Genomic DNA, 24,076 nt, shown 5'->3' with positions numbered 1-24,076 from the left:
TTATCTTCAAGATAGCGCATTGCCTAAAAATAACTAAATTATTTAAAAGTATCGGTCATAAATAATTGCAAATCATAAGGGTTGCTCAAAAATATTCCCTTGTACACATATTTATCTTATGTTATAATTCCCGTAATATGCGTTTTAACAAGATTATCAAAGCTCTGATACCGGCCTTTATTTCTTCCTTAATTGTTTTAGCTTTAATACTTTTTTTTACGCCCGGCTTTAAAGTTGATTATTCTTTTACTCTTTACAGCTCCGACGGAAAACTTTTAGGTGCATCTGCTGCAAGTGACGGGCAATGGAGATTTCCTCAAACTTCAAAACTGCCTGAAAAATACAGGGAAGCCCTTCTAAACTATGAAGATAAAAATTTTTATTTTCATTTTGGGATAGATCCTCTTTCGGTTTTTAGGGCTGCAGTTGAAAATATTTTAAAAGAAAAAATAGTTTCGGGTGCCTCTACAATTACGATGCAGACCTCCCGCCTTTCCGAAAAAAATCCGGTAAGAAGTTTTAAGCAAAAACTAAGAGAAAGTTTTTTATCTCTTTTTTTGGAGCTTTCTTATTCCAAGGAAAACATATTGAATATTTACGCCTCCCACGCACCCTACGGCGGAAATGTTGTAGGCCTTGAAGCAGCCTCATGGCGGTATTTCGGAAGGGGGCCTGAAGATTTAACATGGGCGGAAGCCGCCTGCCTTGCAGTCCTTCCCAATCAACCCTCTTTGGTACGCCCGGGAAAAGAATCCGAAATCTTAAAAGAAAAGAGGGACAGGCTCTTGTACAATCTTTTTTTACAAAAAAAAATCGATAAGGAAACCTACACTCTTTCCGTTGCAGAACCCGTTCCCGATAAACCTAAGGCCGTTCCGCAAAAGGCCTATCATTACCTTGAGTTTTTAAAACCAAAAAGCTCCAATCAAAAAAACATAAGCAGCTTGGATTATTCTTTACAGGAAATAGTTTTTGAAATTGCTGACCATCATTTTAAAAGGAATTTTTCAAGCGGTGTTTACAATACAGCCGTCTTAATTTTAGATACCGAAACGGGAAAAACTTTAGCCTATATAGGAAACACGGGTCTTCAAAGTCCGAATGCAAAAAACGAGCATGTCGATATGGTTCACGCAAGGCGGAGTTCGGGGAGTTTATTAAAACCTTTTTTGTTTGCGGCAATGCTGGATGCGGGAATGATTTTACCGGATCAACTCCTCATAGATATTCCGACAAAGATTGCAGGCTACACACCTCAAAACAGTAACTACACATATTCGGGAGCGATTCCTGCCCGCAAGGCCCTTTCCTATTCTTTAAACATTCCGTTTATAAGAGCCCTGCGTGAATTTACAATACCCGCCTTTTTGGATATCTTAAAAAGGTCAGGCTTTACAACATTTAACCGTTCGGCCGATGAATACGGTCTTCCCCTGATTTTGGGAGGAGGAGAAATAAGCCTTTACGAAATTACAAACACTTATCGAAAGATGATGCTGAAAGCTCAAAACAAACTTGACGAAAAATTTCCTTTTTCTTCGGGAGCTTGCAGAATAACAATGGATGTGCTGACCGAAGGGAACAGGCCCGAAGAAGAGGCTATATGGCAGCTCTATGCACAAAATCAAAAAATTGCATGGAAGACCGGAACCAGTTACGGGAACAAGGATGCTTGGACTATAGGGATTACGCCTAAATATTCCGTAGGCGTTTGGTGCGGAAACGCTTCGGGAGAAGGAAGGCCTGAAATTACAAGCACAAAACTGGCCGCACCAATCCTCTTTGAAATTTTTAATATCTTGCCAAAATCGGACTGGCCCGAAAAAGAATTAAAGGATTTTGAATTTATAAAAGCTTGTGCAGACTCGGGTTACCCCGCAGGAGAATTTTGTAAAAACGCAAAGGCTGTTTTAAAACCTATAGAAAGTCATACCCAAAACACCTGTCCTTATTGTAAAAAGGTATCTTTAAGTCCCGACGGCAAGTTTCAAGTTAAGGCAAATGACATAAACGAATTACCTAAAATAGAAAATAGGTTTGTCCTCCCGGCTGCTGCAGAATATTTTTATAAACAGGGACACCCGGAATATAAGAGCCTCCCCCAATGGCTTCCGGAAAGTACGGCATCAAATGCAGGCGAGTTTGAAATTTTATTTCCCGAAGACGGAACCTCGGTTTATATTCCGACAGAACTTGACGGCTCTTTTGGGGCATTGGTTGCAGAAGCCGCCCATAAAAATCCCGAGGCCGTCATCTACTGGGATTTGGACGGAGAATATTTAGGAAGTACAAAATCCTATCATCAAATGAAGATTCAGCCCTTAAGGGCGGCCCTAAGAGGGAGACATGAGCTGACCCTTACGGACAACAGGGGAAATACCCGTAAAAGAATTTTTTATGTTCTAAACGGGAATTAGTCTTTAAGCATAACCTGTAACACAACTTCGTCGGTTTTGCGCATACCTTGGGCAGCAACAACACCTATGCCGGCTATGGTTTTTTCGATATCGTCCTTGACTACGCCGTCACCTCCGGCAAAAAAATCGCCGTCCATAGCGAGTTCATGTGCAAAAAGAGCAGAGTCCAAAGCTGAGGCAATTTTAGCGGCACAGGATTGCTTGGCTCCGTCACAAAGAATTCCTGAAACGACTCCCAGCGTATTTGCTATTGTTCCGCAAACCTGTTCATAAGAGCCGCCCTTCATATAGGTAATTGCAGCAGCACAGGCAGCTCCGGCAGTTACCGCACCGCAATAAGCAGAAAGCCTGCCTATTCCGGTTTTTTGGTGGATGGCTAAAAGATTACTTACAATCAAACAGCGGATCAGTTTTTCTTCGCTTAACTTATTTTCGCGGGCATATACAACTACGGGCACCGAAACGGCTAATCCCTGATTTCCGCTTCCCGAATTGGTAATAACCGGATAAGAACAGCCGCACATACGGGCATCGGAGGCTGCTGCGACTTCACCTTCCGCTTGAACCTTAACCGAAAAACTATCACCCTTCTTCTGGTTATACTTTAAAATATTTTTCCCCGTTTCAATGCCGTAAGAAGATTTTAAACCGTCCTCTGAAACTCTCATATTATATTCAACCTGCCTCATAATGATTGGAGAAACATCATCAACCGGAACAGTGTCTGCAAACTCCAAAATATCTTTTACATTTAAACAGCTTCTATCGGTTAAAGCACCTGCGGAAGACTCCAAGCTAAAAGGCTTTTCAAAGATAACTTCGTCATTTTTTTTTAAAAGTACGATATTTGTATGCTGGTGAATGAGCTCTGCAATTCCGGTATCGCCGTTTAGTTTTCCTGTAATCCTTATGTGAAGGCTTGCAGGCGTATCCATTAGTTTAAGCTTAGTGCATGACTTGGCTAAATAGTCATGAGCAAGCTTTACATGCTCTTCGGTTACATCGGCTAATACTTCCAAGCCCTTATCTGCATTTCCTCCGATAAGCCCTATCAAGGCAGAAGCTTCCATCCCCTTCATTCCGCCGGTATTGGGCACAATAACAGACTTTGCATTTTTAATGATATTACCGCTGCTTTCAATTAAGATTTCATCGGGAATACCGCCCATAATCTTCCGCAAATTGGCAGCTGTGTAAGCAATAGCTATAGGCTCCGTGCATCCAAGGGCAGGAACCAGCTCTTCCTTCAGAATCTGAACATATTTTTCTTTTTTTGCGTTATCTAAACTCATACCATTTCTCCATATCAAAAAATAAACGGATTTATTATGTTATCCATTCAATAAAATTATGTCAACCGATTTAATTATTATTGTCAATTGTTTGGGCCAATCTAAAACCCAGAATATACCCCGGATTTACCGGAATAGCATAACCCCAAGATTTTACACGGGAAAAACTAAGACCATGCTTTACAGAACCGCTTTTTATAATTCTATGTCTGGCTCCATCTTTATTGATAGGGTCAATAAACTGACCAGTTTTTCTTTGATTATACCGATCAAAACACCACTCCCAACAATTGCCAGACATATCATAGAGCCCTAACCTATTGGGTCTTTTTTGGCCTATTGGATGAATATCTATAATTTCACCTGATGAACCTATATTAAATAGAGAACTATTACCTCTATACCAAACATAGTCTCCGGCATTTTCAATGTCGTCTGTTCCTGCAAATCCGAAATTCCAATCAGAAGCCTCTATATCTCCGCCTCTGGCAGCAAATTCCCATTCGGCCTCAGTAGGAAGGCGGTAGCCGTTATTTTTCATACGTACATCGGGATTTTCGCTTTTTGTAACATCTAAAGCATTGCGTAAAACCTTACCGTCATAGTAATAAACCGGATCCAAGCCTTCTTTTTCGCTTAAAGCATTGCACCAAATAATAGCATCGCTCCACGACATTTTTGTTACAGGATAGACACCAGCCTTTACCGTATTATAAGGCTTTCCCATTTCTTCTGCCTTTTCCTTCAGCTCTTTAATTTCATACATTTCATCAGGATCTGCCGAATGTCCCATATAAATCCCTGGCTGTCCTAAAGATTGAAACTGATATTCATGCCCGCTTTCTTTGATAATCCACTCATAGACCTCATTCCAAAATGAATAGGAAACTTCATATTTTCCGATCTTGTAAGGACTTAAAGTAATTTCTCTTCCGGAGGTAAAAAAACCTTCCGAACCTTCGCCTTTGATAATTACAGGTTTTTCAATGACGGTGATCATAGTTTTAAAATTTTCGATTGAATCATAAGGATAATTTACAACCTTCCGTCTGGTCGCAAATAAAATTCCGCCTATCAAAATAACTGAAAATAAAAAATAAAAGAAATTTTCACTTTTATAAGTTTTAGGATTTTTAATAGCCTTGAAGATATTCTTTATACACCCCATACATTCCCCATAAATAAAATTTATATGATGATTTATACCATATTAGAGCAAAAAAATCAATCAAATAGATTTTAAAAATAAAAGAAATTTCAAATTCTTAACTTTGTATCTTTGTTTTTGATTGAAAATTTTATTTTTATGGATTATACTATTTTTATGGGGGATGATTTATGCAGACAATTTATCAAACAATGAGCGATGGACAAGCTGTCGCCCTTCATCAATGGCTTTCTAAAAAAAAGTCCAAGGCTGTGATTCACATAGTACATGGTATGGCAGAACATGCCCTTAGGTATGAAGGCTTTGCCGAAGACGCCTGCGAAAGGGGCTTTACCGTATTTGCTGCCGACCACCGCGGGCATGGTAAAACAGCCGGCAAACTTATGCTCAGAGGTTATCTCGCCGACAAGGACGGCTTTCAACGAGTCGTAGAAGATCAAAAAGAAATAAATGAAGAAATTAAAAAGATTTATCCCGATATCCCCATCATAATACTTGGACACTCCTTCGGCTCTTTTATAACTCAAAATTATATAGAAAACTACGGTAAAACGGTAAGGGCAGCCATACTGGTAGGAAGCGCAGGCCCGAATCCCATGATAAAAATAGCAGGCATAGCTGTAGGTTTAAATAAATTATTTTCAGATAAAAAAAAGCCTTCCAAATTCATGGATAAACTTAGTTTTGGAGCTTACAATAAAGCAGTGGAATCCCCAAAAACAAATTTTGACTGGCTTTCGCGGGATGAAAATGAAGTCCAAAAATATATAGATGATGATTTTTGCGGTTTTGTATGTACTCTCGGTTTTTATCAGGATCTTATAAATGGTCTAAAGCAAACACATCGGCCTTCCGAAATGTCAAAAATTCCCGTCTCATTACCTATACTCATTACTTCAGGCGATAAAGATCCGGTTTCTGACTTGGGTAAGAGCGTAAAAAAATTATACGATATTTATAAGGCTAACGGCATAAAAGACCTTAGCTTAAAACTTTATGAGGGTGCACGCCACGAAATTTTAAACGAAACAAACAAAGAGGAAGTAAAAGCCGATATTTTTGAGTGGATAGAAAAAAGACTGTAGTTTTATCTTAATTCTCTTTTTTGTTAATCAAATTATGCTTTTGCATATAGTCTTGTGTTTTTGCATAATCCTTTTTTGCGAGTATCAGATATTTAGGCGCAAGTCCGGCACCGCCAGCCGTTTCGTATCTATCTATAATGGCTTTTAGCATTGTATCAGCCTCGATCCATCTCTTTTTCTTAATATAAACATGGGCGATTTCATATTCAGCAGCAGTTCTAACCGAGGGATCTGAACCATAACGCTTAATTATAATTTTATAATACTCAAGAGCGCTTCTTAGGTGACCATTATCAATTTCCTCTTGAGCTTTTTGGTTTAACTCAATAGGCGTCAAATTTGAAGATACAGTCTCATCTGTAGGGAGGCTCGAACAAGAAAACAACAAAACCGTCATTGTAATCAAACATAGAATAACACATAAACTGCAAAAAGCCGCTTTTGCCCTAATTTTTTTTATCATTTTATTCTCCAATTTTATTTAAAACAAATATTCAATATAACCTAAACAATCTATACTAAAAAAAGTATCAAATTTTTAGAATAGCTTTTATATAAACATATATTATTCCCGAATAACGGTAATTTCTACCCGCCGATTCTTTGCCATATTTTTTTCATTATTGCTTGGAGCCAAGGGTCTTGTGCTTCCGTAGCCGGCTGTCATTATCCTTGAGCGGTCAATTCCTCTCTTAGAAATTTCGTCTGCAATCCGTTCAGCCCTTTGCACCGAAAGAATTTTTTCGTCCTCGGGCCTGTTAAGATCTGCCGTGTGGCCTTCAATTAAAAATTTTGTGTAAGGACCCAACTTCAAAAGAGCTTCGGCAATTAGGTCTATCTTTCCCATCTCTTCAGGAAGGACATCGGGCATATCGGCAACAAACCGTATATCGTACATTACTATCTTTACTATATTTTTCGGATTTGATAGTGTAATCCCTTTTTCTTTATGCTTTTCAAGCAAGAGTTCAATATCATGATAGGCAAAATAATAATTTTCATCAGGGGGAGTAAAAGGCTCTGTTACTCTAAGCATGTCCTCATCACAAATTATAACTATTTTCCCTTCTTTTAAAAGCTTCAAATTCTCAGGTCTAGATAAAATACGGCCGCTGTCTTCCATAGAGATAATAGGATCTGTCCGGTTTTGACCGAAAAGCCCCCGAGCTATAATTCTCAAAGGTTCAGTGCCTATCCTATCCCTATATAATTCTTCATTTAAAGAGGAAGAATATAAGACCAAACTGTTCTTTTTTGCAATCTCAGGGTCAACCATATTTTTTTCATATATTGTAACCATATCGGTGTCCCATATTTTAGGAAAAATACATGGCTGAAGTTTTTCATTTGTGTATTCACCGTGTACAGGCAAAAGCCCTCTTGCATCAATCAAAATGCCTGTATAAGACTTACTGACTGCCGTACTGGGAGGAATGGAAGGTATGTAGGGAGTTTTATGGTTTATAAAGAGCTTTGCAATCTCATGCATCTGTGTACTTGTTTTTATTAAAGCATTTGACAAGTCAGAAGAAAAATGAGGATTTTTATAACTTCCGCTTTCAATAATTTTATTTATACTGTTTAAATTTACCTTTTCTTCTGCAAGATAATTTCCTAACCTATGCGAAGAGTCTACGATTACCGAAAGATAAATATCTTTTAAAAGCGACGGCATATATTTTTCGATTGTATTAAAAGCTGCATCTCTATCGCTTGGAAGAAAAAATCCGCTTTTGTTTATATCCAGCATTATTAAAGAATCGATTGTCCCATCTTCCCAATTTTGAACCGAAGAAGAATTAAGCACAGGCTCATAAGAATTTAAATTTACGGTAAAAAGGGTAAAAACCAAAAAAAGAAAAACGCAGATTTTATTAGAGAACTCGTCTTTTTTTAAAGCTTTAATTTTTTTTAAAATTCCATTCATTTGCTTATCTCTCCCTATCAGTCTATTATCGGCACCTTTATTTTTTGACCTAAGGAAAGTATCGAATTTACCTCAATTCCGTTTTTTTCTGCAAGAGTTTCAACTTGAACATTGTATTTTAAGGCTATAGACCATAATGTATCGCCTTTTTTTATTATATATGTATCTTTAAATTCCATGTTTTGATCATCTTCTTTGCGGCGGTATGATTTAACATCCTTTAAGGCAGGTATTTTTAATACCTGCCCTATCTGAAGAGCTTCAGGCTTAATATGAGGATTATAGTTGATTATAGATTTAATACTTACACTGTAATGTTTTGACAAAGCATAGAGGGTATCTCCGGATCTTATTTTATAATTATAGTATTTTATAAGAAGAGTATTTTTGCTAAGCAATTCCGTAGCCGCTTCTTTATGCTCAATAGGGACACGTAGATCGTATTTTATATTCGGAGGTGTAATATTAAATTTAAGAGATGGATTAAGGGCAGAAAAAAGATTCATATCTGCATCAAGTTTTTCGGCAAGAAGCATAATATCTATCGAACGCTTTATTGGAATTACCTCCGTCGCTTCATAGCCAAGAGCCATCCCCCAATCGATACCGTATTTTTCACTTTGCATAAGAATTTCAGAAATTGCTAAAAATTTGGCAACATAGAGCGATGTTTCCGTCTTTAAAAATTTCTTTTCAGCCAAATACCAATAATTGCGGCTTCCTGCCTTTTTGATAGCCTTATCTAAGGCTCCTACACCGCAGTTATAGGCAGCAAGAGCTAAGTACCAATCATTATAATAGCTGTAATTCCATTTAAGTTTTTTTACGGCAGCAACGCTGGTTTTCCAAGGATCGCGTCTTTCATCCATCCATTCATCGATATGAATATCATAACCGCCTATACTGTTCCGCATAAACTGCCAAATACCTACAGCACCCGATTTTGAAACAGCCTTAGGAGAAAAGCCTGATTCGATTACCGGTAAAAATAAAAGTTCGGCCGGAAGATTTTCTCTGCGGAGCTCTTCAATAATGAAATTTCGGTATGGAGCGGATCTTTGCATAATCGACTCTAAATATCTTAAACCGTTTTCATTTAAGTATTGATTCCTAAACCTTTCGATTAGAGGATATTTTAAAGGCACAATAACCGTACCATGAAGCGATTTTTGCCGATTATAAGACAGGGAAGTTTTATTAGATTGCCGAAGTTCAACAGGTTCATCTCCCGTAAAATTTAAGGATGCTGAATGCAATGGTTTTAAAAACAGCAAAACAAAAAAGATAAGAAGCCCTATTTTCACTAAATTTTTTCTCCGTAATAAATACCGGCCCATTCCCATCTTCCATGAATCTCGGGATCCGCAGGAAAGTTAACCTTCCTAAAATATAAATACCAAATTCTGGAATATTGATTCCAACCTGAGGTTTTAAGGTAAGCTTCATAAGGGGTTGATGACGGATCGATTTCCGGTTCAATTTTTATATAACTGCCCAGCATAAAGTTTCTTAAAGAAAAATCAGGGGAACCGTAAATATCTGAAAGTTCCTGTTTCCATGCCATCGAAAAAAAGTTTACCTTTGAGCGGTACCTTTCCAAGGTATCAAAATCTTTTCTTTGAATTGCAGCTTTGATAATTTTTAAAAGTTCATCCAGGCTTTCCATTGTCCAGTTTTTTGTCGAAGTGCTGTAATCGACAATTTTTCGAGCATAACCGTAATTATCCGGAATGCCGGGAATAACCAAATCAAAGCGTCCGAGACTTATAAATTTTGAATAAGCTTGAATAGCCGAATTCCATTCTCCCAATTTTTCATAATTTTGTGCAAGCATAAAATAAGAATAGGCAGGATCAATGCTGTCATAAAAATTTGAAAGTAAAAGAGAATAATATTCGACAAGGCGTTTAGGCTCGTTTGTTATATTTATTAAATTCTTTAGGCTTAAGTATTGAATAGATTTGCCGGAGACTTCCATATCATTATCAAGTTTTATCACCCTTTCAAAAAAGTAAGCGGCAGACTCAGGCATTTTTTGTTCCATATATTCATTTGCTAACATCAAAAGCCAATAAGCTTTATAAATATCATCGGGATTATTTTCGATAAGAGAACTTAAAAAAACAATCAGAGACTTATGCTTTTTTTTAACTTTGAGATTTTTTGCAATTCTATCTTTAACGGCAAAACTCATCTCTTTGCTTTCCGTATTTTTTAAAACCTCAATAAGCGTTTTTTGCTCATATGCCAAGTTATCCATATTATCATATAAATATAAGTCGGCATCTTGTTTACAGCTTATAAAAAAAAGACAAATCAATACCGGTAAAATAAATCTATTTTTCATTGAAGTATAGTATCATTTTCTCCTTAAAAGTACAATAAGGACTTAAGTTTTTAGTCCGGCAGTCCTTATTTTAAGATTTTTGTTAAAATACAATCCAAAAGATTTGAAAATTTTTGAATTTCTTTTTTTCCGAAAGAGCTTGTTTTTTCCGGAGCAAGACCGTTGGCCTGTAATTCATACATAAAATTTCTTGCAGATAAGTAGGTATTTATGTTATCATGGGTAAAAATCGTTCCTCTGTCGTTTATCACATAAAGCCCCTTATCTACCAAAAGTTTCGCCAATGGAATATCCCTCGTTATAGCCAAATCTCCTTCAACCGAGTTTTCGGTAATGTAAAGGTCGGCTGCCTGCTCCGTGTTTTCAGTAACAACCATCTTCACATTATCATATTTGGATAAGGGAATTTCTCTGTTCGCAGCAAAAACAACCGGAATATTAAGACGAAATCCGGCCTTAGCTGTAATCTGCCTTATTCTAACAGGACATGAATCTGCATCTACCCAGATTTTCATATCACCTCATTTATTTTTTCTATCATTCTCATAGCGGATTTTTCGATATCAAAGGCATCTTTAATTATATCTTGAGAACCTTGTTCCGATAATTCTTCTTTATATAGCTCATCCGCAATCAGAATACCTGCAAGGATTGCCAGTTTTAGCGGATCTTTAACACTTGAACTTTGTCTTACTTGATCTAAAACATGTAAATAATGATTGTAGATTTTATTTAGATATTCATCGGTCTCATTGGCTTGAATGGCAAAGGAAGTTCCCAGTAAATCTATATTTAATTGTCCCTTGCTCATTTTTAACTAAAATATATCCATCTGCTTATTTGCAGCGGCTTGCCCTAGAACATCATCAAGATCTTTTTGAAGATTATCGGAAACAGGTTCTTCCTTTAAAGCGGTTTCTTGTGCCGTCTGCTCTTTTTTAGGAGGGACTGCAGGAGCAGGTTCTTGTGAGGGCTCAGGCGTTTCTGTTTCTGCAGCTTGAGGCCTTACCTCATTCTTTCTTGTATAAGAGGCATCCTCAAACGCACTTAATTGATTAAGTGCGTTGATTATTCCTTCCTCGATCTTAGATTGGTCATCCTTAAAAGCTACTATAAGTTTCTCCAACTCGGAAATGCGTTTGTCTCTAACTTCAATTTCTTTCTTTAGAGAATCTTTTTCGGTATGAAGGCTTTTTATCATTTGTACGGCCCTTTCTACCTTGCTTTCAAGAAGTCTTACCTGATCGAGATTGAGCATATTAAACTCCCAAAGCCTTTTTTGAAGCTTCCACTACAGCTTTAAAAGCGGTAGGATCTTCGATAGCCATGTTTGAAAGAGCCTTTCGGTTTAATTGGATTCCGGCCTTATTCATTCCGGCAATAAAGCGTGAATAGGTAATACCCTCAGCCCTGACGGCTGCATTGATACGGGTAATCCATATCTGCCTCATATCGCTCTTTTTATCTTTTCTTCCTACATAGCTGTGAAGCAAGGCCTTTCGAACTGCATCGCGGGCGGCCTTAAAGTTGGTACCGCGGCGGCCTCTAAAGCCCTTGGCTTGCTTTAATATAGCTTTTCTTCTTGTAATTCTTCTATCACTGCTTGTTGATCTTGACATTATAAACTCCTGACTTCTATTTCAAATAAATTAACCGTAGGGTAATAACTGCTTGCGCATCTTCATGCTGTCAGCCTCTGAAAGAATGGCCGATTTCTTAAGACGGCGTACCCGTTTTTGAGATTTTTTAGTCATAATATGACCCTTGTTCATCTGCTTGTATTTTACCTTACCGCTTGCAGTAAGAGAAAATCTTTTTTTAGCAGCTCTTTTACTCTTCATCTTAGGCATAAGTACCTCCAAATTTATTATAAACTTATTTTTTTTGTTTGGGACTCAATGTCATAGACATTGTCCGTCCTTCCATAGCAGGTTTTTTCTCGAGGGTACAGGCTTCTTCACCCCCAAGTTTTTCCAAAACCTTGTTTAAAACTTCATAACCGAGCTCAGTATGAGCAAGTTCGCGTCCCCAAAAACGCACGGTTACCTTTACTTTATCGCCGCCGTCAAGGAATTTTTTAATATGTGCGGATTTAAACTCAAGATCATGGTCATGTATCTTAGGCTGCATTCTGATTTCTCTCATCATCTGCTGCTTTTGATTTTTCTTGGAGTCACGGAGCTTTTTCTCCATTTGAAATCGATATTTACCGTAATCTATTATTTTGCAAACCGGAGGCTTCGCGGTAGGTGCAACTTCAACAAGGTCAAGTCCGGCTTCTGCGGCCATCTTTACAGCCTCAATAGTGGGAACAATACCGGCTTGTTCTCCATTAACCCCGATTAACCTAACCTCTCTTACGCGGATTTGATCATTTATCCGCAAACCTTTTACTTCAGCCAACAATTCTCCTTCTGCACATTCCCTAAGCGTGCGATATAATAAAATTTTAGGACTAATTATATCGAAAACAAAAAAAATAGTCAAGCCGTCGCATTGCCTCTAGTTAAATCTAACCGAAAAACGGATAAGCCATTCCTTCTTTTATTAGCACAAAAATCCCTTCTCCTCCCCTATAATTTTCAGTCTCACCATGAGTTTTTAAAGGGAGGCTTAAATAGTTTTCAGTTACGACCCTTAAAGGCTGATGCTTTACAGGTTTTTCTATAACACCGAAAAATATTTTTCCGCTGCATGAAGCCAAATAAGATTGATAGTTCTTTTCGCTCAAAGCGGAAAGGATAGAAGCCCTTCTTCCGGCCTCTCTTTCAGGAACCTGAGGCCTCATTAAAAAGGCCTTTGTTCCCGGACGGGCCGAAAAAGGAAATACATGGATTCCCGGAATCTTCAGATCTTCACACATAGTAAATGTTTTTAAAAAATCTTCGTCCGTCTCGGACGGAAAACCTGTAATGATATCGCATCCGATAAAAGGATTATCCTTTACCTTGCGTAAATTATATATAGCATTTATTATATCCGCCTCCATATAGGGCCTATTCATAGCTTTTAGAATTTTATTGCTTCCTGACTGCACCGAAAGATGAAAATGGGGACAGATTCTTTTATCCTCTATAACCTTAAGCACATCTTCATCCACACATTCCGGATACATACTCGAAATACGGATTCTTATTTGTGTTGTATTTTTTAAAAGCATGGATAAAAGAGATGCGAAACCGCCATAGCGCTCATCTTTATACTGAGATAGATTAACCCCAGAAAGCACGACTTCATGCGCACCGTTTTTTTCTATTTGCACTATACGGCGTACAGCTTCTTCGGCCGGTAAAGAAATGGAAGTACCGCGAGCAAGTCTTATTCTACAATAGGCACAAGCATTATTACAGCCGTCTTGTACTTTTAAACTAGCCCGGGAATGGAAAAAAAATGTTGAAGAGCTTAGTTTAAACATCGACTTTAGGCTATCAGACTTATTGGGCAAAGAATTTTTATCCAATGAATTTTCTTTAGTTTTTTTTAAATACACATTGGAACGGAAGGATAGGATGAGATCTTTTAAAACGGTGTGGGTACTAAAATCTGCATCTTTTAAAAATACAGGTAAACCGTCAAGTTCATCTTTTTTTTTACCCGAAAAGGCTATGACCCGTTTATCAATATTTTCAATAGCTTCCGCTTCCAACTCTGCATAACAGCCGGTAACCAGAACGACAGCATCCTCATGCTGTTTTAATAAAAGCCTTATAAGACGGCGGGCTTTTTGTTCGGCCTTTCCCGTAACCGTACAAGTATTGACAATGCAAAGTTTTACAGCCAAGGATGAGTCGTTATTTTCTTTTGAAAAAACATTGAAGCCGGCCTCGGCAAAACGGACTGCAAGAGCCTCCGATTCCACTTGATTTAAGCGGCAGCCGAGAGTTTCTATCCTAACGGAAAAGAAATCATTCATAAACTAAAAACGCTGCAAGACCCTTTCACGGCCCTTTTGTGCGTCTATAAGATTTTTATTCAAACTTAGGGCCTTGTTATAAGCTTCCAGAGAATAGCTATATTCCTTCGTCTGTTCCCGTGCATAGCCTAAACGAACCCACCAAAGACTGTTAAAAGAATCCAAAGTAACGGCTACTGAAAACGAAATATCGGCATGCCTGTACTTTCCCATTCGTAAATATATTTCCCCCATAAAATAATAGGAGGAAGGAATACGCACTCCATTAGGAGCGTATGAAATATAATCCTGAAAAAGCTTAAGGGCTTCAGAATTTTTACCAAGATGAAAACAGGCCTCTGCCTGAGTGGCAATAAGACGAGGATCTGTTTGTGCAATCTTTCGGCCGTCGATTGTCATATCATAAGTTTTTTCATATTGACCTGAGGCCAATAATGCCCACGTAATTACAACATAACTATTAAGATTATTCGGATTTTCTTTTATTTCAGCCTCACAAACGGCAATCGCTTCAGCATATCTACCGTTTTTATATAATACCAAGGCATCGGGTTTATCTTGAGCAAAAATCTCAAACATTGAAAGGAAAAAAAGAACAAGTAGAAATTTAAAGATAATCTTTGATAGTATACTCTTATATGCCAACTTGGTTATCCTTTGTCATAGTACAAATTCCGTTAAAAGTACAGCCGCTTTCAAGAACTACTTCAGGAGCTGTAACATCACCTATTAAGCGCCCGCAGGAAAAAACATGAACAATTGTATCGGCTAGTACATTACCTTCAACAGAGCCCTTGATTACTACCCTATCAGCACGGATATTAGCCTTAACAACAGAATTTTCATCAACGGTTACATCGCTTGAGGAAACCAAAAGTCCGTCAACATGACCTTTAATCATAAAAGGCTTTTTACATTCTATTTTACCGCTAAAATAGATATCTGGAGCTAGAACCGTATCGTAATCTTCTTCATCCAAATCAAGTAAATCAACTTTTTCTATCTGAGCCATTATTCATCCTTTTCTTGAGATTCCTTCTTCATTGAAGGAGCCTTTTCCGTTTTTTGCATAATAATATAACCAAAACCTAACAAAAGAGAAAGCCCAAATGCAGGAAGGAGCCACGGAAATCCTATGCCTTCAAAGGGGAGAGTCTTTAATACATTGATGGTGGTATTAAAACTCATACCCACCTGATCCATAGCCGGAAATGCTTCCAGTTTTATAAGTAAGTTGTTGATAAGCTCTTGAGCCGCAACCCAACCTTGAAGGATACTTATCGAAAGAGTGCCTATTACCGCACCATGGAAAAAATACTTGTTCGGTATAAATTCTGCAAACAAATTTAAAACTATCAACACGATTGCTACAGGATAGATGACCTCAAGAATCGGTCCTGCAATAGAGATAATATTATCTACACCGAAATTTGAAAGGAAAAAACTTACGACACAGATAATTATAACGGTTGCACGATAGCTTATATCATCTTTAAATCTTTTAGAAAAATACTCTCCTGCAGTTGCAGTAAGACCTATTGAGGTAGTCAAACATGCCAAGCCTATTGCCAAACCTAAAACTATCCGTCCTCCCCGTCCCCATAATATTTCGCTGGACTGAACTACAATCTCGGTTCGAGAAAGATTGTCGGGTAAAACAGCGCTTCCTGTTGCTCCTACATATACGAGCCCGCCGTAAACAAGACCTAAGCCTATACAGGCTATAAGACCCGTCCAGATTGTCATCTTTAAAAGAGATTTTTTTTCCGTGTAGCCTTTTGCACCGATACTTGAAATAACTATAGTTGCCAATATCATGGATCCTAGAGCGTCCATAGTTTGATAGCCTTCTTTAAAGCCTCTTAAAAATATCTTATCGACTGAAGGATCTGAGGGTTTACCGATGGGAGTAAAAAAGCCTTTTATGACCAAGAGGCCTAGAACGGCTATCAAGGCAGGCGTTAAAAACTTTCCTACCCTATCGATAACATTATTAGGGGTTAAAACAAAGAAAAGAGTAACCGCAAAAAATATAAAGGACGATAGAACAGAGCTTATCCCAAAATTAGGTTTGATAGCTATCTCATAAGTGGTAGCTGCCGTTCTTGGAATAGCAAAAAGAGGCCCTATTATAAGCATAACAAAGATTATAAAAAAAGTTCCGAATAATTGGTTTATATTTTTAGTAAAATTGGAAAGTTGCCCATCGCACTTTCCCATAGATATTATACCCAAAACCGGCATTCCGACACCGGTTACCAAAAAACCTAAAAGAGAAAAAATCCAGTCTTTTCCCGATAAGTGTCCCAAAGTAGGCGGAAATATCAAGTTTCCGGCTCCTAAAAACATAGCAAATAAAGCAAAACCTATAACAATAATATCGGTGGTCTTTTTGCTCATAAATTGTTCCCATCCTTAAAAAATTATTTATTAAAACAATGGGCGATTATATCATTCTTTTGAGAAAAGAAAAAGGGGGTCGATTAAAAATGTGCGTCCATGCACATTTTTAATCTTAGAGTTTTGCTTACGCAAAACTCTCGAAGTTTGGAACCATGGACATCCTGAGTCCGATTTTTACAATTTAATTTTAATTCAATTTATAGAAATATTTTTATAATTTACTATTTTTTTCAAATAATTCTTATAAATATAATGAGGAGGCGAGATAAACAAATGCTAAAAAAATTTGAAGATTTAACATTACAGGATGACTTTATGTTTTGTAAGGTTATGCAAAATACGGATTTGTGTAAAAGACTCATCGAGATAATTCTAGCTGATACAATCGGTAAAATTGCATATATCTCGATACAGCATAATATTAACACCTACGAACAGGCAAAATCCGTAAGATTTGATGTTTTAGTACAGGCAGAAAACGGTAAATTATACGATGTGGAAATGCAGGTAAGCAACGAGAGGAATATCCCTAAACGGATGCGGTTTTACCAAGCTGCCATAGATATTTCTTTTTTGGACAAAGGCAATTCCTATAATAACTTAAACGACAGTTTTATAATTTTTATCTGTACCTTTGATGCTATAGGCAAAAATAGGCCTGTTTATACCTTTGAAAATCTTTGTATAGAGGACAAAAATACCCCTTTACAAGACGGCACACGAAAGGTTATAATAAATGCAGAGGCCTTTAATAACACTGAAGACAAAGAATTAAAAGAATTTTTAGAATACCTTAAAACAGGGGAAGCAACAAATGAATTTACAAGGGAGATAGAAACTATGATACAAGAAATAAAACAAAATGAACAGGCAAGGCAAGAATACAGGTTAATGTCTACTTTTGAGATGGACGCTAGGTATAAGGGTATTTATGAAAATAAGCGCGAAACGGCTAAAATATTAAAACAGTTGGGTGACTCGTTGCAAAAAATTATGCAAGTTACAGGTCTTACCGAATCCGAAATCGAAAAACTGTAATTTCACCCAACCTCCTTTGTATTCATCTCAACCAAAAAATAAACCATAAACTTTGTAACAATGCAGGATTCCAAAGGACTGCAAGTCCTTTGGCAGCGCGGGTATAACCAGCGTAGCTTCGAGGTCAAAAGAGGGGGTTATAGGGGGAGAGTACAGCCAGCAGAGCTTCAAGGCTAAACCCTGCTCTGACTTGAAAAGCCAGTAAGGGAACGGGGTGTTCTCTCCCCCTAATAATTTAATCCTCCTTAGTTTTCAATACTGCTAAAAATGCGGACTGCGGGAGCTCTACATCGCCTATCATTTTCATGCGCTTTTTTCCTTCCTTTTGCTTTTCGAGAAGTTTTCGCTTTCGGGTGATGTCTCCCCCATAGCACTTGGCAAGAACATCCTTACGCAAGGCCGAAATCGTTTCTCTGGCTATTACCTGGCTTCCGATAGCTCCCTGAATAGGTATCTTAAACTGTTGACGCGGAATTTCGTCTTTAAGTTTTTCGCAGACAAGACGGGCCTTGTCGTAGGCACTTGGTTTATATGCAAGCTGGGCGAGGGCATCAACCGGCTTTCCGTTAATTAAAATATCTATCTTTGCCAAGTCGGTAGGACGGGTCTCTATAACCTCGTAATCAAAGGAAGCATAACCGCGGCTTATACTTTTAAGCCTGTCATAAAAATCAAACAAGACCTCGGCTAAGGGCATCTCGTAGGTCATCTCAACCCTTTTTTCGTCCAAGTAAGTCATATTGGTCTGCACTCCCCTCTTTTCCATACAGAGGGACATAACATTTCCAAGATAATTTGTAGGCGTTATAACCGTTGCCTTTATATAGGGCTCCTCGGCAGAAGCTATAAGTCCCTCATCGGGATAATCGGCAGGGTTATCGCAAATAATTTCTTCTCCCGTACGCATGGTAAGTTTATAGCGTACCGAGGGGGCCGTAAAAATAACCGACTGATCGAATTCTCTTTCCAACCTTTCTTGTACTATTTCAAGATGAAGGAGGCCTAAAAAGCCGCACCTAAACCCGTGGCCGAGTGCAAGAGAAGAGTCCTTTTCCCATGTTAAACTTGCATCATTCAGTTTTAATTTTTCAAATGATTCGCGGAGCTCCTCATAATCGTTTGTATCCGTTGGATAGACGGAAGAAAAAACTACGGGCTTTACTTCTTTAAAGCCGGATAAGGGGGCCTTGCACGGAGCGGCGGCATCGGTAATGGTATCTCCTACACCTACATCCGAAACGGTTTTAATACCTGCAATTATATAGCCTACTTCTCCTGCCTGTAAGGAATCCTGCTTTACAAGATCGAGGACAAATGTTCCCGTTTCTTCTACCTTGTATTCGCCGCCGGTATTCATAAAGCGGATAGTCATTCCGGGTTTTATCATTCCTTCAAAAACACGCACATGGACTACAACTCCCCGATAAGGGTCGTAGTGGCAGTCGAAGATAAGGGCTTGCAATGGATTATCCTTTGAGCCCTTGGGAGGCGGAAATGTTGTTATAATCGCTTCAAAAAGAGCATCGATATTTTCGCCTGTCTTTGCAGAAACGGCCACAGCCGCATCGGAATCAAGTCCCAGGTCATGATCTATCTGATGTTTTGCAGCATCTATATCAGCCGCAGGTAAATCAATCTTGTTTATGACGGGAAGAATTTCCAAGTCATGTTCGAGGGCAAGATACATATTTGAAAGGGTTTGAGACTCAACACCCTGAGTGGCATCTACAATTAAGATAGCCCCCTCGCAAGAGGCAATGGCACGCGAAACCTCATAGGAAAAGTCTACATGCCCGGGCGTATCTACAAAGTTTAAAACATAATTTTTGCCGTCCTTAGCCGTATAAGGAATTCGAACGGCATGACTTTTTATGGTAATGCCCCGCTCCCGCTCTATATCCATATCGTCGGTCATCTGATTGCGGTGATAGCGCTCATCTATTATCTTAGTCTTTTCGATAAGCCTATCGGACAATGTAGACTTACCGTGGTCTATGTGAGCTACAATACAAAAATTGCGTATATTTTCAGGATTTAACATAGGGCTCATTATAATGAAAAAATAAGATTATGTCAATTTTTACTTTCTACACATGTCACAAATTCAAGACCTTGAATTTTTCCCTCACTTCAAGTATACTTAACCATATATAATTATCCAAAATCCATCGGAAGTTAAGAGGTTGTCTATGAATATTTACCGATTTTGTGTTAAAAGCAAGGAAGGCTTGCACTTTCAAATACCCAAAAATGAGGAGCTCTTAAAGCAGGCCCATGTTCTCGGCTTTAAAACCGTTAAAGAAATAAATACTGAAGCCCTTTATTTTGTACGCGGAAATCTTTCAAATGAAGAAAAAAAGGTACTGGCCGACTTCTTATTTTGCGATGAGCTTTATGAGTACAGCCAAACCGAAGGCTTTACAATAGAAGATAAAAAAAATATTTTCCATATCGAAACAGCCTTAAAGCCGGGAGTTACGGACTCATCTTCACGCGAGGCCTTGAGGGCGGTCAAAGAACTCGGTATTCTCGGCGTTGAAGAAATTACCAGCGGAAAAGCCTACGATATTCAGGGCGAACTAACCCAACCCGAAATAGAAAAGATTGCAAAAAGCCTTTTATGCAATGATGTCATAGAGCAGTATAAAATAGGCTTTGTAGAACCTGCATGGGCTCATGAACATGACGGAAAAAATGAGCCTAATACAAGAGTTGAACTCATAGACATAGCCTCCATGAACGATGAGGAACTTTTAGCCCTCTCAAACGAAAGGCGGGCTGCCTTGGATATTTACGAGATGAGGGCTATCAGGGAATTCTACAAGACGGAAAAGCGATCTTGTACCGATGCGGAATTTGAAACCATAGCCCAAACTTGGAGCGAGCACTGCGTTCATAAAACATTTAAGGCAAAAATAGACATTGACGGCACCTCTCTAACAGAGGAGCAAAAAAAAGCCTATCCCGGTCTTTGCGTAAACAGCATAATTAAAACCTATATCAAAAAGGCAACCGATGACATCAATGCTCCTTGGGTGCTTTCCTCCTTTGTGGACAATGCCGGTATTATCGAATTTGACGAAAAATATGAAGTTTCCTTTAAGGCGGAAACTCATAATCATCCTTCCGCTATCGAGCCCTTCGGAGGAGCCAACACGGGAGTCGGAGGCGTTATCAGAGATGTTATGGGCGTTTCAGCCCGTCCCTTCGCCGTAACCGATGTCCTTTGCTTCGGCCATCCCGACACTCCGGCAGAAAATGTTCCCAAGGGAACCCTTCATCCTAAACGCATAATCTCAGGCGTTATAGAAGGAGTTAAGGACTACGGAAACAAGATGGGCATTCCGACCGTAAACGGAGGCGTTCACTACCACGAGGCTTATGCTTCAAATCCTTTAGTCTACTGCGGATGTGCAGGCATTGCCCCCAGAGGCAAGCACCGCACAAAACCCTCGGCCGGAGATCACATTATTTCTTTAGGCGGAAAAACGGGACGGGACGGCCTTAGAGGAGCTACATTTTCTTCGATGGTAATGGATGCAAGCACCGGTGATGTTGCAGGCTCATCGGTTCAAATTGGAGAACCTATAATTCAAAAAAAGGTAGCGGAAGTTCTTATAGATGCCCGCGATCAAGGTCTTTATTCTGCAATTACCGACTGCGGAGCGGGAGGTTATTCTTCTGCCGTAGGCGAAATGGCTTCGGCCCTCGGCTGCGATGTAGACCTCGCAAAATTCCCCGTAAAATATCAGGGCCTTGCCCCGTGGGAGCTCTGGCTTTCGGAGGCACAAGAAAGAATGGTTATCGCCGTTCCCGATGATAAACTCGATGCCTTACAAAAGCTCTGCGATGCCAATGATGTGGAATTGACAAACCTCGGCCGTTTTACCGGAGATGCCGTTTTAAGGGTACGCTTCGGCGAAAAGGAAATAATAAATCTTTCATGCGGCTTTTTACATTCAGGCCCGCCTCAGAGAAAACTAAAAGCTGCTCCTCCAAAAGATGGAAAACCTTTTATAAAATATCCTGAATATAAGGAACCCGATCTGAATGAAGCTCTAAAGGCAGTGATAAATCATCATGCCGTAAATTCAAAAGAAGACATAGTAAGGCTTTACGACCATGAGGTTCAAGGCGGAACAATTCTACGCCCCTATGACGGACCTGAAGGAAATGTGCCTCAGGATGCAGCCGTTATAAAGCCTATGGAAACGGAAGGGAAAAAAGCCGTTGCTATCTCAAATGCCTTAAATCCGAGGCAGGGCCTTTTGGATCCTTATGCAGCCGCAGCAAGTGCGATAGACGAAGCTGTCCGAAATGCCGTTGCAGCCGGAGCAGACCCCGAAAAAACAGCCATCCTCGATAACTTTTGCTTGGGAGATCCCAACCGTCCCGAAACCATGTGGGCACTGATAGAGATGGCACGCTCTTGCTATGACACTGCCCTCGTCTTTAAAACCCCTTTTATTTCGGGGAAGGACTCCTTTAATAACGAATACCTGAGCTCGGAAGGAAAAAGAGTTTCCATTCCGCCGTCACTTTTAATATCGGCGATGGGAATAGTTCCCGACATCGGAAAGGTTCCGGGCTCGGACTTTAAAAAAGAAGGTTCGGCTATTTACCTCGTAGGTAAGCCTCAATTTTCTTTCGGCGGCTCGGTTTTTGCAGAACTTTTCGGCATTCCTTCAGGAGAAAGCGCTGCCGTTCCACCCTTTAAAAAAGAAGCAGCTGAGCTTTATAAAAAACTTCACTCCAATATAATGAAGGGCTTGGTGCTTTCATGCCATGACCTAAGCGAAGGAGGCCTTGCTGCCGCCCTCTACGAAATGTGTTTAAGCGGCATAGGAGCCGAATTAAAAAAAGACTTCCACACAAGGCTGGGAGCTTCAAAGATTGCAAGCCTCTTTGGGGAAACCACAGGCTGTCTTCTTGTAGAAGTAAAAGAAGAAAACCGTTCGGCCTTTGAAAAGGAAATGGAAGGTGCTTCAATTTACGAGATAGGAAAAACCTGCGGAAAGGCAGGATTAAAACTTTAAAGAAGTTAATTTAAGGGCGAGAAAATATGAGCGGGATCGATTTAGAAAAAATAAAAGAAGAAACTATAGCCGCCTTAAATGAGCTTCTTGAAGCGGCTTCTTTAAAAGCCGGAGACATACTTGTTCTAGGCTGCAGCACCAGCGAGGTTTCGGGAGGAGTAATCGGTAAGGCCTCAAATGAAGAAGCCGGAAGAACAATAGTCTCCGCCCTGCTTTCAGTCCTTGAACCTAAGGGAATCTTTTTGGCGGTTCAAGGCTGCGAACACATAAACCGAGCCCTCGTTATCGAAAAGGAATCTCAAGAAAAATACGGCTTTGAAGAGGTGTCCGTAGTTCCCGCCCTCCACGCAGGAGGAGCCGCTTCCCTCGCCGCCTACAATCTTTTTAAGTCTCCGGTTATGATAGAACATGTAAGGGCCCATGCCGGCATAGACATAGGAGACACCGAAATCGGAATGCATGTAAAATTTGTGCAAGTACCCGTAAGGCTTAAAACCAAGTACATAGGCTCGGCGAGGCTCACAGCCCTCAAAAGCCGCCCCAAATTGATCGGCGGTAAAAGGGCCGTGTATGAAAAATGTTAGAACATCTCGATAAAAAAGATTTTGATAAATATTCGGACTTTGCTTATTCTCTGGCATTGGATCAAAAAACTTCTTCATACCCAACTTACACCGACGGGATAAAAACAAAAAAAGATTTTATCTTACATGCAAAACGCGGAATAAACGATAAGACTCATCAAATCTTACTTTTTAAATATGAAAAAGAAATTGCCGGCTGGATTCATTATTATGTTTTAGAAAAAGATAAACTCATAGGCTTTGAAGCTTTTAATATTCAACATCATTTTGAAATTGCTTTTGATGAGTTTATAAAGTATATAATTCCTAAATATAAGGGGTATATGATTCATTTCGGATTTCCTGAAATAAATTATTCTGCAATCTCTCATTTAAAAAAATGTGAATTTGATTGTATCGAAAAAAGCTATGTAAATATTTTAAAACTTAAAGACTATACAACAAAAGAAGAAGATGAGTGCATTATTCCTGTAAGCAAAGATAATTTTAATGAGTTTAAAAAACTTCATGATACTTGTGAGAATATGTACTGGAATTCTGAAAGGTTATATGATGCAATTATAAATCCAAATGAAAAACACAGGTGGTATATTTATCTTTATTATCAAAATCAAAAACTTATCGGAAATATTTATTTTATCTGCATAAATTATTTTATGGAAATATTTGGCATAGATTATATAAATAAAAAATTTAATCCGGTTATTTTTAAAAACTTAACAATCAAAGCATTAAACAAAGCAAAAGAAATAAAGATTTCACACTTATATTTTTTTGCCGATAAAAATGAGCATTGTATTTTACAAGATTTAGGCTTCACTCATATCGGCAATTATGAACTATATGAAAAAGTATTATAGGCAGAG

At 38.8% G+C, this 24,076-nt stretch carries 23 protein-coding genes; 6 read left to right on the top strand and 17 right to left on the bottom strand.

Annotated elements, in window-relative coordinates; genetic code table 11:
* Positions 1–137 precede the first annotated feature (137 nt).
* Positions 138–2,417, top strand: coding sequence for a penicillin-binding protein 1C (pbpC, locus tag E4N78_RS06185; protein ID WP_255812162.1), 2,280 nt, complete (start codon positions 138–140; stop codon positions 2,415–2,417).
* Here pbpC and E4N78_RS06180 read toward each other — a convergent pair.
* Both E4N78_RS06180 and E4N78_RS06175 read right to left on the bottom strand, forming a co-directional pair.
* A complete protein-coding gene (locus E4N78_RS06180) occupies positions 2,414–3,709 on the bottom strand; it encodes an L-cysteine desulfidase family protein (RefSeq protein ID WP_255812161.1) in 1,296 nt (431 codons plus the stop codon). The two genes, pbpC and E4N78_RS06180, sit on opposite strands and share 4 nt — an antisense overlap.
* A gap of 70 nt (positions 3,710–3,779) precedes the next feature.
* Entirely contained in the window at positions 3,780–4,877 is a 1,098-nt protein-coding gene (locus E4N78_RS06175; RefSeq protein ID WP_255812160.1) for a formylglycine-generating enzyme family protein, read from the bottom strand.
* 170 nt (positions 4,878–5,047) lie between these two features.
* Here E4N78_RS06175 and E4N78_RS06170 point away from each other — a divergent pair, with 170 nt between their 5' ends.
* Positions 5,048–5,962 (top strand): alpha/beta hydrolase, encoded by a 915-nt coding sequence (locus E4N78_RS06170; protein ID WP_255812159.1) that lies wholly within the window; start codon positions 5,048–5,050, stop codon positions 5,960–5,962.
* 7 nt (positions 5,963–5,969) lie between these two features.
* Here the strand turns inward: E4N78_RS06170 and E4N78_RS06165 are convergent, their stop codons facing one another.
* From E4N78_RS06165 to brnQ, 14 genes are all read right to left on the bottom strand, one after another.
* Complete coding sequence (locus E4N78_RS06165; protein WP_370645028.1) at positions 5,970–6,359, bottom strand: outer membrane protein assembly factor BamD; 390 nt, start codon at positions 6,357–6,359, stop codon at positions 5,970–5,972.
* 168 nt (positions 6,360–6,527) lie between these two features.
* A complete protein-coding gene (locus tag E4N78_RS06160; protein WP_255812156.1) occupies positions 6,528–7,889 on the bottom strand; it encodes an OmpA family protein in 1,362 nt (453 codons plus the stop codon).
* A gap of 17 nt (positions 7,890–7,906) precedes the next feature.
* Positions 7,907–9,232, bottom strand: a complete 1,326-nt coding sequence (locus E4N78_RS06155) for a LysM peptidoglycan-binding domain-containing protein (protein WP_255812155.1) — start codon at positions 9,230–9,232, stop codon at positions 7,907–7,909.
* The gene (locus E4N78_RS06150; protein WP_255812154.1) at positions 9,193–10,236 is read right to left on the bottom strand and encodes a tetratricopeptide repeat protein; all 1,044 of its coding nucleotides are present in this window, start codon (positions 10,234–10,236) and stop codon (positions 9,193–9,195) included. The genes E4N78_RS06155 and E4N78_RS06150 overlap by 40 nt, the downstream gene beginning before the upstream one ends.
* A gap of 65 nt (positions 10,237–10,301) precedes the next feature.
* Positions 10,302–10,751, bottom strand: a complete 450-nt coding sequence (locus E4N78_RS06145) for a YaiI/YqxD family protein (protein ID WP_255812153.1) — start codon at positions 10,749–10,751, stop codon at positions 10,302–10,304.
* On the bottom strand, positions 10,748–11,047 hold the full coding sequence (locus tag E4N78_RS06140; protein WP_255812152.1) for a cell division protein ZapA: 300 nt from the start codon (positions 11,045–11,047) through the stop codon (positions 10,748–10,750). The genes E4N78_RS06145 and E4N78_RS06140 overlap by 4 nt, the downstream gene beginning before the upstream one ends.
* A gap of 6 nt (positions 11,048–11,053) precedes the next feature.
* On the bottom strand, positions 11,054–11,494 hold the full coding sequence (gene zapB / locus E4N78_RS06135; RefSeq protein ID WP_255812150.1) for a cell division protein ZapB: 441 nt from the start codon (positions 11,492–11,494) through the stop codon (positions 11,054–11,056).
* Between the two features lies 1 nt (position 11,495).
* On the bottom strand, positions 11,496–11,855 hold the full coding sequence (gene rplT, locus E4N78_RS06130) for a 50S ribosomal protein L20 (protein ID WP_002668132.1): 360 nt from the start codon (positions 11,853–11,855) through the stop codon (positions 11,496–11,498).
* A 30-nt stretch (positions 11,856–11,885) separates the two neighbouring features.
* The gene (gene rpmI, locus E4N78_RS06125; RefSeq protein ID WP_002668131.1) at positions 11,886–12,086 is read right to left on the bottom strand and encodes a 50S ribosomal protein L35; all 201 of its coding nucleotides are present in this window, start codon (positions 12,084–12,086) and stop codon (positions 11,886–11,888) included.
* 25 nt (positions 12,087–12,111) lie between these two features.
* Positions 12,112–12,639 carry a translation initiation factor IF-3 gene (infC, locus tag E4N78_RS06120; protein ID WP_044957732.1) on the bottom strand — a complete coding sequence of 176 codons (528 nt, stop codon included), beginning with the start codon at positions 12,637–12,639 and terminating at the stop codon, positions 12,112–12,114.
* A 109-nt stretch (positions 12,640–12,748) separates the two neighbouring features.
* Positions 12,749–14,149: a tRNA (N(6)-L-threonylcarbamoyladenosine(37)-C(2))-methylthiotransferase MtaB gene (mtaB, locus tag E4N78_RS06115; RefSeq protein WP_255812148.1), complete on the bottom strand. Its 1,401-nt coding sequence runs from the start codon at positions 14,147–14,149 to the stop codon at positions 12,749–12,751.
* A gap of 3 nt (positions 14,150–14,152) precedes the next feature.
* The gene (locus E4N78_RS06110; RefSeq protein WP_255812147.1) at positions 14,153–14,728 is read right to left on the bottom strand and encodes a tetratricopeptide repeat protein; all 576 of its coding nucleotides are present in this window, start codon (positions 14,726–14,728) and stop codon (positions 14,153–14,155) included.
* Positions 14,729–14,783: 55 nt separating this feature from the next.
* The gene (locus E4N78_RS06105; protein ID WP_255812145.1) at positions 14,784–15,161 is read right to left on the bottom strand and encodes a bactofilin family protein; all 378 of its coding nucleotides are present in this window, start codon (positions 15,159–15,161) and stop codon (positions 14,784–14,786) included.
* Positions 15,161–16,549 (bottom strand): branched-chain amino acid transport system II carrier protein, encoded by a 1,389-nt coding sequence (gene brnQ / locus E4N78_RS06100; RefSeq protein ID WP_255812144.1) that lies wholly within the window; start codon positions 16,547–16,549, stop codon positions 15,161–15,163. The genes E4N78_RS06105 and brnQ overlap by 1 nt, the downstream gene beginning before the upstream one ends.
* A 276-nt stretch (positions 16,550–16,825) precedes the next feature.
* On the opposite strand from brnQ, the gene E4N78_RS06095 reads away from it, so the two are divergent.
* Positions 16,826–17,590, top strand: a complete 765-nt coding sequence (locus E4N78_RS06095; protein WP_255812143.1) for an Rpn family recombination-promoting nuclease/putative transposase — start codon at positions 16,826–16,828, stop codon at positions 17,588–17,590.
* Between the two features lie 235 nt (positions 17,591–17,825).
* Here the strand turns inward: E4N78_RS06095 and lepA are convergent, their stop codons facing one another.
* Entirely contained in the window at positions 17,826–19,631 is a 1,806-nt protein-coding gene (lepA, locus tag E4N78_RS06090; protein ID WP_255812142.1) for a translation elongation factor 4, read from the bottom strand.
* 148 nt (positions 19,632–19,779) lie between these two features.
* Here lepA and purL point away from each other — a divergent pair, with 148 nt between their 5' ends.
* Genes purL through E4N78_RS06075 form a run of 3 tightly spaced genes read left to right on the top strand, consistent with a single transcriptional unit; the run spans position 19,780 to position 24,070 of the window.
* Entirely contained in the window at positions 19,780–22,626 is a 2,847-nt protein-coding gene (gene purL / locus E4N78_RS06085) for a phosphoribosylformylglycinamidine synthase subunit PurL (RefSeq protein WP_255812141.1), read from the top strand.
* A gap of 26 nt (positions 22,627–22,652) precedes the next feature.
* Positions 22,653–23,210: a TIGR01440 family protein gene (locus E4N78_RS06080; protein ID WP_255812140.1), complete on the top strand. Its 558-nt coding sequence runs from the start codon at positions 22,653–22,655 to the stop codon at positions 23,208–23,210.
* Complete coding sequence (locus E4N78_RS06075) at positions 23,204–24,070, top strand: hypothetical protein (protein WP_255812139.1); 867 nt, start codon at positions 23,204–23,206, stop codon at positions 24,068–24,070. The genes E4N78_RS06080 and E4N78_RS06075 overlap by 7 nt, the downstream gene beginning before the upstream one ends.
* Positions 24,071–24,076 lie beyond the last annotated feature (6 nt).

This window comes from Treponema denticola (genome assembly GCF_024400535.1).
GTDB lineage: Bacteria > Spirochaetota > Spirochaetia > Treponematales > Treponemataceae > Treponema_B > Treponema_B denticola_C.
Note: the sequence above shows the minus strand (reverse complement) of the source record. Positions and strands in the feature narration are given on the sequence as shown.

Excerpts from the sequence above, each read along its gene's own strand:
- pbpC (WP_255812162.1), top strand. The coding sequence starts at position 138 with ATGCGTTTTAACAAGATTATCAAAGCTCTGATACCGGCCTTTATTTCT.
- E4N78_RS06180 (WP_255812161.1), bottom strand. The coding sequence starts at position 3,709 with ATGAGTTTAGATAACGCAAAAAAAGAAAAATATGTTCAGATTCTGAAG.
- E4N78_RS06175 (WP_255812160.1), bottom strand. The coding sequence starts at position 4,877 with ATGGGGTGTATAAAGAATATCTTCAAGGCTATTAAAAATCCTAAAACT.
- E4N78_RS06170 (WP_255812159.1), top strand. The coding sequence starts at position 5,048 with ATGCAGACAATTTATCAAACAATGAGCGATGGACAAGCTGTCGCCCTT.
- E4N78_RS06165 (WP_370645028.1), bottom strand. The coding sequence starts at position 6,359 with ATGACGGTTTTGTTGTTTTCTTGTTCGAGCCTCCCTACAGATGAGACT.
- E4N78_RS06160 (WP_255812156.1), bottom strand. The coding sequence starts at position 7,889 with ATGAATGGAATTTTAAAAAAAATTAAAGCTTTAAAAAAAGACGAGTTC.
- E4N78_RS06155 (WP_255812155.1), bottom strand. The coding sequence starts at position 9,232 with ATGGGAATGGGCCGGTATTTATTACGGAGAAAAAATTTAGTGAAAATA.
- E4N78_RS06150 (WP_255812154.1), bottom strand. The coding sequence starts at position 10,236 with ATGAAAAATAGATTTATTTTACCGGTATTGATTTGTCTTTTTTTTATA.
- E4N78_RS06145 (WP_255812153.1), bottom strand. The coding sequence starts at position 10,751 with ATGAAAATCTGGGTAGATGCAGATTCATGTCCTGTTAGAATAAGGCAG.
- E4N78_RS06140 (WP_255812152.1), bottom strand. The coding sequence starts at position 11,047 with ATGAGCAAGGGACAATTAAATATAGATTTACTGGGAACTTCCTTTGCC.
- zapB (WP_255812150.1), bottom strand. The coding sequence starts at position 11,494 with ATGCTCAATCTCGATCAGGTAAGACTTCTTGAAAGCAAGGTAGAAAGG.
- rplT (WP_002668132.1), bottom strand. The coding sequence starts at position 11,855 with ATGTCAAGATCAACAAGCAGTGATAGAAGAATTACAAGAAGAAAAGCT.
- rpmI (WP_002668131.1), bottom strand. The coding sequence starts at position 12,086 with ATGCCTAAGATGAAGAGTAAAAGAGCTGCTAAAAAAAGATTTTCTCTT.
- mtaB (WP_255812148.1), bottom strand. The coding sequence starts at position 14,149 with ATGAATGATTTCTTTTCCGTTAGGATAGAAACTCTCGGCTGCCGCTTA.
- E4N78_RS06110 (WP_255812147.1), bottom strand. The coding sequence starts at position 14,728 with ATGTTTGAGATTTTTGCTCAAGATAAACCCGATGCCTTGGTATTATAT.
- E4N78_RS06105 (WP_255812145.1), bottom strand. The coding sequence starts at position 15,161 with ATGGCTCAGATAGAAAAAGTTGATTTACTTGATTTGGATGAAGAAGAT.
- brnQ (WP_255812144.1), bottom strand. The coding sequence starts at position 16,549 with ATGAGCAAAAAGACCACCGATATTATTGTTATAGGTTTTGCTTTATTT.
- E4N78_RS06095 (WP_255812143.1), top strand. The coding sequence starts at position 16,826 with ATGCTAAAAAAATTTGAAGATTTAACATTACAGGATGACTTTATGTTT.
- lepA (WP_255812142.1), bottom strand. The coding sequence starts at position 19,631 with ATGTTAAATCCTGAAAATATACGCAATTTTTGTATTGTAGCTCACATA.
- purL (WP_255812141.1), top strand. The coding sequence starts at position 19,780 with ATGAATATTTACCGATTTTGTGTTAAAAGCAAGGAAGGCTTGCACTTT.
- E4N78_RS06080 (WP_255812140.1), top strand. The coding sequence starts at position 22,653 with ATGAGCGGGATCGATTTAGAAAAAATAAAAGAAGAAACTATAGCCGCC.
- E4N78_RS06075 (WP_255812139.1), top strand. The coding sequence starts at position 23,204 with ATGTTAGAACATCTCGATAAAAAAGATTTTGATAAATATTCGGACTTT.